The sequence below is a fragment of the Parvularculales bacterium genome, from assembly GCA_036881865.1.
Lineage (GTDB): Bacteria > Pseudomonadota > Alphaproteobacteria > JAPOUT01 > JBAJNM01 > JBAJNM01.
Map to the genome: position 1 here is coordinate 20,662 of JBAJNM010000026.1, position 6,578 is coordinate 27,239.

Sequence of the window (6,578 nt, forward strand, 5' to 3'; positions counted from 1 at the left end):
GCCCAATTGATTTAGCTGGGTTCGAATTCGGGGAACAATGACTCCCCGTTCGGTTTTAGTCCCGGCTCAACGCTGGTGTGATGGATTGCCCCAACAACTTCATGGGTGAAGAAGACGTAACTTCCGCTTTCATCCATCAAATCCTGCATCCTTTTGTAGATCTTGTCGCGCTTGCTGGGACTGCTTTCAACCAGCCCCTGCTCATGCAGGTTTTTATATTCAGCATTGTTGAAGCGCTCCCAGTTCCAGACCCCCACCTGTTCAGGCGTGAACCAGACTGTCGCCCAGCTCGGATCGGGCTGCATGGAAAAACGACTCAGAACCAACTGCAGCTTATTCCAGTAATTGCCATCCTTGGAGCCGAGAGTCCAGAAAGTGCCGCTGTCATTCTGCTTGATCTCAACATTGATACCGACATCAGCCAGATTGGCCTGAATGACCTGAGCGGCGGTAAGGCGCTCAGATTGGTTGAGAATATCCAGCGTGACATTCAGATTGCTGATCCCTTCCTTCTTCAGCAGTGCCTTCGCCTTATCAGGATCGTAATCATAGGTCACTTTCTTGCGGTTGCCGGGCAGGCCCGGGGCAATAATTCCGTTAGCGACACTCGCGGCACCAAAATACGCCGCATCCACAACCGCCTGACGGTCAACCCCATGCTGAACGGCACGGCGGAGATTAATATTGTCAAACGGGGCAGCATCCTGGTTAATCCCCAGCCAGACATAGGCCAGTGAGGGTTTTTCCAGAACGACGCTATTAGGCGGCGGATTCTTCTTAAGCCGCGGAAGCGAGGAGACTGACGTCCAGGTGTAATCAAGATCACCTGCCTCAAAGCCGCGTTCAGCTGTTGCCGGATCCTCAATGGGAATGATGTGAATCTCTTCAAATCCCCCACGTTCATGAGCCCAGTTCGGATTGCGCTTGAGCACTGTCTTCTGCTTGGGCTGCCAATCCGCCAGCAGATACTGGCCTGACTGCGCCACCGGCTTCGTCGTAATCTTGTCGCCAAGATCTGCTATCGCCTTGCGCGACAGGATACATGAGGCCGCCGTCGGCAGCGTCGTTGTCCAGAGCGGCACAAACTTGTTTTTCAGATGAATGACTCCAGACAGTTTGTCTTTGACCTCAACTTCCTTGAGCGCACTCCAGTCACCGGCATAGGGACTCTCCAGAGCAGGATCAGCGATACGTTCAAGTGAGAACTTCACGTCATCAGCCGTCATTTGGCCATAACCGTCAGTAAAGCCGATATTGTCACGCAGTTTGAACGTTACAGTCAGATCGTCAACCTGCTTAATGCTGTCAACGGCAACTGCCTTCCAGTCCCATTTGTCACCGGCCTCAACTTCAACCAGCGGCGCGAAGATCGACCTGATAATATCAGATTCCGGTATCGACAGCCAAAAGGCAGGGTCAAGAATCTGAAGATCCGAGTATGAACGGATCGTCAGCACTTTGCCATCAGCAGAAACCGACATGCCGGGATAGGCCATTGTCGCCGCACCAAACGCACCGGCAGCAGCCATAAATTTACGTCTGGGCATTTTGAATAGATTGTTATTGTCCATTTTTATCCTCCTGAATTTGGCACTTTCACATGCCAGTTTTATATAGATCCCAACCTGATTCCCTCCGGCCGGGTTCAAGCGTAATTACGCACAGCTACATCAGTTGAAGCAACAATAAAGGTATCTTCCCATAAATTTTTGCCTTGGCAAGAAATTTTTGCCAAAATCATATTTTAGGCAAGAAAATCAAACCTGATTGCACTGAGGTTAGCCCCACATATCATGTCCCGGCAATATGTAACTCCAGACCCGCCGAATACCGTCAGTACCAGCGATATTGACACAAATGAGCATATCTGGATTCCCATGCCCGATGGCACACGTCTTTCAGCCCGCATATGGAAGCCGCTTGGGGAGAATCCTGCTCCAGCCATTCTTGAATATATACCCTATCGAAAGCGTGACATGGTGCGGCTTCGTGACGAACGCAACCACCCCTTTTTTGCGCGTAACGGGTATGCCTGCCTACGTGTCGACATGCGGGGTTCCGGTGACAGCGAAGGTGCCATGCCCGACATGTATGACCAGTGCGAACTCGATGATGCCCGGCATGTTATTGATTGGGTTGCAGCACAGCTGTGGTGTAACGGGAAAGTGGGAATGTTCGGTACATCATGGGGCGGAACAGCAAGCCTGCAAGCCGCCGTCAATGCACCGGAACCATTAAAAGCTGTAATCGCTAATAGTGCCACCATCGACCGTTTCGAAGATGATATTCACTGGATGGGAGGATGTTTGCTCACCGACAGTCTGGAATGGGGTGCCACCCTGCCCGCCATACTGGCTGCCCCGCCGGATCTGGCCACAACCGGAGAAGATTGGCTCGCAATCTGGAAACAACGGCTGAATCAAACCAGATTCCCCTTTGAAAACTGGGCCAGGCATGACCGCCGCGGGACGTATTGGAGGCATGGGTCTGTATTCCATCAAGCTGATCACCTGTCCTGCCCTGTGCTCATCATCGGCGGATGGTCTGACCGCTATTCAAACAGTGTCATGAAGCTGACAGAAGCACGGCCCGATCTCTGCTGTGGTATTGTCGGCCCCTGGGGGCATCATTATCCGGATAAGGGTGAGCCCGGCCCCGCCATGAATTTCCAGCATACCGCATTGCAATGGTGGAATCAGTGGCTAAAGCCTGATGAGCATCAGCCAGCCCAAAGACCCCGGCTAACAATCTGGAGGCGTGAATTTGATCCACCCCAAGACAGGCTTCAGACAAGAAACGGACAATGGCTGGCCTGTGATGACCTCCATGCGGAGGACGGTGAGACATACCATCTCGCCGCGCAACCCGGTGCGGGCGTGCTGACAACGGTCAGGCCTGACGAAGATGGCCTCCTTGACGTTCCCTTCGATCTTCGCCATGGGGAATGCGCCGGTGACACGGGATATTTTGGCCGGATTGGCGGTCTGCCGCTTGATCAGTCACCGGATGATGCACGTGCCTTGTGTTTTGATACGCAAAATCTGACTACAAACATTGACCTCTTTGGCCATGCCAGGCTGGAGATGGAGATTGGGGCAGAACGGATGCCAGCGCAAATTGCTTGCAGGATTTGTGAGGTCTTGCCTGATGGCCGGTCAAATCTTGTCACACGGACGGTGCTGGCCCTGGAACTTGACGAGACACTTGACGGACTGCGCCAGACAGAACCGGGACAACCACAACACTACCGGATCACCTTCCCGGCAGTATCCTACCGATTTTCTGCCGGCAACCGGATCAGGCTGGCGCTGGGTGCATCTTACTGGCCGCTGGTCTGGCCCGTGAGTTCCATAACCCCGCTGAAGGTAAATACTGCCGGAGCCGTATTGAGCCTGCCCCTGCAGCCCCGTGCCGTAAAGGAGATACCATCCCCATTTCAGGCATCCGAAAATTATGCCGGCGACAGCGACCATGATAATACATCAGAAGGTGAACTTGAACGCATCCCGCCAGCTGCCGTTGACGGTATCATCACACAAGGCTGGCATCAGCCCGGGACAACAACAACCTTCTCCACGCTTGGACTCCATTTCACTGTTATGACATCAACTGAATATACAATCGGGGATAATGCACCGGAAACTGCAACATGCACCATCGACACCAGTTTCAGGATCAGGAGGGATGATGGAGAAGCCATCATCACCAGCCGGATTATGATGCAGGCTGAATCGGGAGGGGCCGCCATTAAATCATCGCTTGAGGTGAGTTGGAAAAATCAGGATATGCTGAGCAAGACGCACAGTTTTTTCATAACAGACCGTAATTAAACAGCACCATATATTGTCAACCCCGGGCCATGGGCACTGCGCAAATCATCAGTTTCCGTGACTCCTTCCCCCGGGAGTAACCCGAACACCGTGGCGCAGGTTCTTAAAAGTAACATCTTCAAGCCGGCACGGGTGCAACCCCGGAGCAAAGGCATTAATCACCACTCCGCCAAGGGATTCATAATCAGCTCTGAAATGCACCGTGCTTTTTACAACGATGATTGCTGCATCAGATGGATTGATATCCAGATGGGTAAAGATCGCCTGGTCAAGATTCTGGCAACGTTTTGATGAAATCACAACGCGGATATCGGATTGATCATCGATAATCAATAAAGCGGCAGATGGACCGGCATCGGCGATGCAACCGCGATACATGTCTCCACCAAAGGGAAATTTCCCTGAACTGATTTTTTCGACCTTGAACGATCCGGATATTGGGTGTCCCCCGCCACGGCCGCCGAGTTGACCTTTAATCACAGCCCCCTCTCCGGCATCGTGGGCGCTAGCGGCAAGATCAGGATCATGTACCATGCCGACAATGGCGCGCTTCGCTCCTGCAGCGATGAGGGCAGCAATCAATCCTGTTGTATCTGATGTTCCCCCAGCTCCGGGATTGTCCTGAACATCAGCGATCACCACGGGTTTACCTGTCTCGGCATGGGCCTTAATGGCGGCAGTGACCGCTTCAGGCGGATCCAAGAGTTGCAAATTGAATTTAGATTCAACTGCAACAGATCTCTCATAAAGCGCATTGACCATAGTCTCCGCATCATTGCGGCTTTCGGCATACGCCAAAAATGCCGGGCCGGCGTCAGCAATATCGGATGCCGGAAAACCAGCGGCAAATTCGGCCCAGCATGATGGCGCATCCCCTATAGCTGCAACATGTTCATATAGCTCCCTCATCGGATCCTCACAGGTGAACTGCGCATGCAGGGGGAGCAGATAGGGCACCTGCTTCCATGCGGCATAACAGACGCCTCCCGCCAGCAGATGCAGCAACACCGGCAAGGCTCTCGCGCCGGTTTGAGCCATGTCTAAATGCGGATAGGTACGGAAAATGGTTATCGCCGATGCGTGATCAACCATGCGCTGAGTCAGATTGGCATGCAAATCAAGACTCACTACGATCGGAAGATTATCTCCGACAATGGTGCGGATGCGGGAAAGCAGTTCACCCTCACCATCATCATGACTATCAGTAACCATTGCCCCGTGCAGATCGAGATAAACCCCATCTATCAGACCGGCATCTGCAATACCATCAAGGATGATTGAGGTGATGGTTTCAAAAGCCTCATCGCTGACAAACGATGCGGGTTCCGCCGACGCCCAGCAAAGAGGTATCATCTCAATGCTTTCATCGGGGTTATCCGCATTCCGGGTTTCAACTGCATCAATGAAACCCGCAAGAGGGATTGTTGTTCCCTTCAAGCCAGGGGCCACCTCTTCACCTGTCAGTAACCCGGGCCAGGAATCAACCAATTCAAATTCAGAAAGTGTCGCCCTTGTGGCCGCAAAAGTGTTCGTTTCATGCTGGAAGCCAGCCACAATGATACGCTTCATACCCAGATCCTCTGAGTGACCTTAATTTCATCCAGTAATCTGATGCCAAACCAACCAAGAGCTAAAAGAATCAAATACAACCATATATCCGGATTATCATGTTGCGCAGCTTCAATCATCCAAGCCAGCAAGAAGGGCAACATCATGTCGAACCCAATGGCCATCAAGACAATTATAGCGTGCGCTATGAGCAAACCCTTCCCACCTAAGGGTAAGAGTTTCCATGTATTCATAAAAACACGTCCCGTAGATTTGGTTGCGTTTAGCAAACGGGATAGGGCTGTTTCTGGTTGCTGCGTCATATCCAAATACCTAGACTTGCCTTTAACATCCGGTTCAGTGCCAATGTTAGTTTATAGGTTCTTTTCAATTTGAACACCAATTCAAACCCTGCCCCAGAGTCAAACTGATGCTTTCTTGTTCGAGTGTAGCCCCCACTATCAATTAGTTTAGACGGTCTGACCGCCCCCAGTAAACTTGTCAAAAACCCACTGAGAAGCGCGAAAGTCAAAAACCCACTGAGAAGCGCGAAAGTCAAAAACCCTGCCTGGATGGCCCCTGTCGTTATCCCCATTTCCAGGTAATCGAATCCGATGTCCCTGATCATCTCCGGAGCGATCGCCGGAAACAGATAGATGCCGAAGCCGTAAGCGGTTGCGATAAGCGACGTCAGTAAATCGACAAATGACAGAAAGTGAATTCCGGAAAGGTTGCCCATCGTCTTCCCCCGGCAAGAGCCTTTTCAGGTCTTGCCTTCAGGGTAATCGGTTGGCTGATTGCCGGTTATGGCAGGGCGACTGTTTTTTTCCGTTGTGTCCCCGGTGACCTTAGACGCCAAGGCAGGGATTGCGGGAAATATTCACGAAGGGTTAAGCTTGCCGCCAATATCTTTGAGGAAGCGTGCAACTTCCTTCCGGTTTGGTTTGTAGTAGACCCAGTTCTTCATCTTCTTTGATGTCAGCAGATCCGCTTTGGCCAGGGTTTGCAAATGGACCGTCACCGTCGGCTGCGATAAGCCGATTTTTTCCGTCATGAAGCAGACGCAAACACCGTCTTCCACAAGATCGGCCTCCGCTTGAGGCTGGAAGTGCTCTTCCGGGGCAAGAAGCCAGGTCAGGATGGTAAGCCTGTGGCGGTTGGATAGCGCCCGCAGAACGCCTTGCAGTTTGGTGTGCCCTC

6 protein-coding genes are annotated in these 6,578 nt (G+C 52.1%); 1 reads left to right on the forward strand and 5 read right to left on the reverse strand.

Annotated elements, in window-relative coordinates; all coding sequences use genetic code 11:
• Positions 1–11 precede the first annotated feature (11 nt).
• A complete protein-coding gene (locus tag V6Z81_06835; protein ID MEG9862202.1) occupies positions 12–1,571 on the reverse strand; it encodes an ABC transporter substrate-binding protein in 1,560 nt (519 codons plus the stop codon).
• Positions 1,572–1,793: 222 nt separating this feature from the next.
• Here V6Z81_06835 and V6Z81_06840 point away from each other — a divergent pair, with 222 nt between their 5' ends.
• Entirely contained in the window at positions 1,794–3,830 is a 2,037-nt protein-coding gene (locus tag V6Z81_06840) for a CocE/NonD family hydrolase (protein MEG9862203.1), read from the forward strand.
• Positions 3,831–3,878: 48 nt separating this feature from the next.
• On the opposite strand, the gene V6Z81_06845 is transcribed toward V6Z81_06840, so the two are convergent.
• The 4 genes from V6Z81_06845 to V6Z81_06860 all read right to left on the reverse strand — a co-directional run.
• Positions 3,879–5,399, reverse strand: coding sequence for a M81 family metallopeptidase (locus tag V6Z81_06845; GenBank protein MEG9862204.1), 1,521 nt, complete (start codon positions 5,397–5,399; stop codon positions 3,879–3,881).
• On the reverse strand, positions 5,396–5,701 hold the full coding sequence (locus V6Z81_06850; protein MEG9862205.1) for a hypothetical protein: 306 nt from the start codon (positions 5,699–5,701) through the stop codon (positions 5,396–5,398). Before V6Z81_06850 ends, V6Z81_06845 begins: the two co-directional genes overlap by 4 nt.
• A complete protein-coding gene (locus V6Z81_06855; protein MEG9862206.1) occupies positions 5,698–6,117 on the reverse strand; it encodes a hypothetical protein in 420 nt (139 codons plus the stop codon). The genes V6Z81_06850 and V6Z81_06855 overlap by 4 nt, the downstream gene beginning before the upstream one ends.
• A 141-nt stretch (positions 6,118–6,258) precedes the next feature.
• A partial coding sequence (locus V6Z81_06860; protein ID MEG9862207.1) for a metalloregulator ArsR/SmtB family transcription factor occupies positions 6,259–6,578 on the reverse strand: 320 nt, incomplete at its 5' end.

What these genes read in the sequence shown, in the direction of transcription:
- V6Z81_06835 (MEG9862202.1), bottom strand. Translation starts at nt 1,571, where the DNA reads ATGGACAATAACAATCTATTCAAAATGCCCAGACGTAAATTTATGGCT.
- V6Z81_06840 (MEG9862203.1), top strand. Translation starts at nt 1,794, where the DNA reads ATGTCCCGGCAATATGTAACTCCAGACCCGCCGAATACCGTCAGTACC.
- V6Z81_06845 (MEG9862204.1), bottom strand. Translation starts at nt 5,399, where the DNA reads ATGAAGCGTATCATTGTGGCTGGCTTCCAGCATGAAACGAACACTTTT.
- V6Z81_06850 (MEG9862205.1), bottom strand. Translation starts at nt 5,701, where the DNA reads ATGACGCAGCAACCAGAAACAGCCCTATCCCGTTTGCTAAACGCAACC.
- V6Z81_06855 (MEG9862206.1), bottom strand. Translation starts at nt 6,117, where the DNA reads ATGGGCAACCTTTCCGGAATTCACTTTCTGTCATTTGTCGATTTACTG.